Annotated in this window: 1 protein-coding gene; it reads left to right on the forward strand. The window is 68.9% G+C overall.

Annotation, left to right across the window (positions count from 1 at the left end):
• Positions 1-266: 266 nt before the first annotated feature.
• On the forward strand, positions 267-2,219 hold the full coding sequence (gene acs, locus ACRDSQ_RS08210; RefSeq protein ID WP_431420142.1) for an acetate--CoA ligase: 1,953 nt from the start codon (positions 267-269) through the stop codon (positions 2,217-2,219).
• The last annotated feature ends 122 nt before the right edge of the window (positions 2,220-2,341 follow it).

A 2,341-nucleotide genomic window follows, 5' to 3' on the forward strand; every position in this document is an offset into this window, starting at 1 on the left:
CGGCGAGGTCGTCGGCGATCTGCCGCGCGGTGCCGAGCACCGAGGCCGCGTCCGCGCGCGCCCAGGGCGGCCACGGCCGCCGCGGCGACCGTACCTGCGGCTGTGCGGGCACTGACATGGGTCGATGTTAGGCGACGGCTCTCCGTTCCCGTCCACTCGTCGACCGTTCGTCCCCAAGCCGACACCGTCCGTCGCTGATCATCTCCGGTGGCGCCGATGTCGTCCTAGCGTGGCGGCCTGCGCACCTGGGACGGCGGGAGAACGCGATGACCACGGACAGTTTGTCGAACCTGATGGACGAGCGGCGCACGTTCGCGCCGGACACCGGCTTCGCGGCCACGGCGAACGTGGACGCGGGCTGGTACGCCGCCGCTGACGCCGACCGGGAGGACTTCTGGGCGGCCCAGGCGCGCAGGCTGTCGTGGGACACCGAATGGTCGAACGTGCTGGACTGGTCGGACGCGCCGGCCGCCAAGTGGTTCGTCGGCGGGAAGCTCAACGTCGCCTACAACTGCGTCGACCGCCACGTCGAGGCCGGACACGGCGACCGGGTGGCGATCCAGTGGGAGGGCGAGTCGGGCGACACCCGCACCATCACCTACGCCGACCTGCTGCGCGAGGTGTCGAAGACGGCGAACGCGCTGCGGTCGCTCGGTTTGCGCGCGGGTGACCGGGTCGCGATCCAGCTGCCGATGATCCCCGAGGCGGTCTTCGCGATGCTCGCCTGCGCCCGGCTCGGCCTGGTCCACAGCGTGGTATTCGGCGGATTCTCCCCCACCGCACTGCGTTCGCGTGTCGACGACGCCGAGGCCCGGCTGCTGATCACCTCCGACGGGCAGTTCCGGCGTGGCAAGGCAGCCCCGATGAAGGCCAACACCGACGAGGCCGTCGCGGACTGCGCGTCGATCGAGCACGTCCTCGTGGTCCGGCGCACCGGGTCCACTGTGGAGTGGACCCAGGGCCGCGACGTGTGGTGGCACGACATGGTCGACGGCCAGTCCGAGACCCACGAGCCGGAGGCGTTCGACGCCGAGCACCCGCTGTTCATCCTCTACACCTCGGGCACCACAGGGAACCCCAAGGGAATCCTGCACACCAGCGGCGGCTACCTCACGCAGGTCGCTTACACGCACCATGCGGTCTTCGACCTCAAGCCGGAGACGGACGTGTACTGGTGCACCGCCGACGTCGGCTGGATCACCGGCCACTCCTACATCGTCTACGGCCCGCTCGCGAACGGCGCGACCCAGGTGATCTACGAGGGCACGCCGGACAGTCCGCACCAGGGCAGGCACTTCGAGATCATCCAGAAGTACGGGGTGTCCATCTACTACACGGCACCCACCCTGATCCGCACGTTCATGAAGTGGGGCGACGAGATCCCGGCGGGCTATGACCTGTCGTCGTTGCGGCTGCTGGGTTCGGTCGGCGAGCCGATCAACCCGGAGGCGTGGATGTGGTACCGCAAGCACCTCGGCGCGGACCGGTGTCCGATCGTGGACACCTGGTGGCAGACCGAGACCGGCGCGATCATGATCAGCCCGCTGCCTGGGGTGACGAGCACCAAACCAGGGTCGGCGCAGCGGCCCGTTCCCGGCATCGGCGCCCGCGTGGTGGACGACGCGGGCGTCGAGGTGGCGGCGGGCGGTGGTGGCTACCTGGTGCTGGACAAGCCGTGGCCGTCGATGCTGCGCGGCATCTGGGGCGACGAGGAGCGCTTCCGCGACACCTACTGGTCCCGCTTCGCCGATCAGGGCTTCTACTTCGCGGGCGACGGCGCGAAATACGACGGCGACGGCGACATCTGGCTGCTCGGGCGCGTGGACGACGTGATGAACGTGTCCGGCCACCGCATCTCCACCACGGAGGTCGAGTCGGCGTTGGTGTCGCATCCCAGCGTGGCCGAGGCCGCCGTCGTCGGTGCGGCTGATCCCACCACGGGGCAGGGCATTGTCGCTTTCGTGATCCTTCGCGGCGGTCAGGACGCCTCGGTCGTGAGCGTGCTGCGTGACCATGTGGCCAAGGAGATCGGGCCGATCGCCAAGCCCCGCCAGGTTCTGGTCGTGCCGGAACTCCCCAAGACCCGCAGCGGAAAGATCATGCGGCGCCTCCTGCGCGATATCGCCGAGAACCGTGCCGTCGGCGACACGACCACGCTTGCGGACTCGTCGGTGATGGCCCTGATCTCCTCCGGGCTCAACACCGCGTCCGCCGACTAGCCTCGATCTTGCACGGGTTTGTGGGATCTGGTTGAAAGGTTGCTGTGGCGGGGTTTTGCCAGGAATTCCTGGATATGGCCATGGTTGTGGGCCGACTGTCGCGTCGGTGGGCGGTTTCCGGG

The sequence above is a fragment of the Actinokineospora sp. genome (genome assembly GCF_050699995.1).
Classification (GTDB): domain Bacteria; phylum Actinomycetota; class Actinomycetes; order Mycobacteriales; family Pseudonocardiaceae; genus Actinokineospora.

Coding starts and splice junctions, on each gene's coding strand:
- acs (WP_431420142.1), top strand. CDS start 267: ATGACCACGGACAGTTTGTCGAACCTGATGGACGAGCGGCGCACGTTC.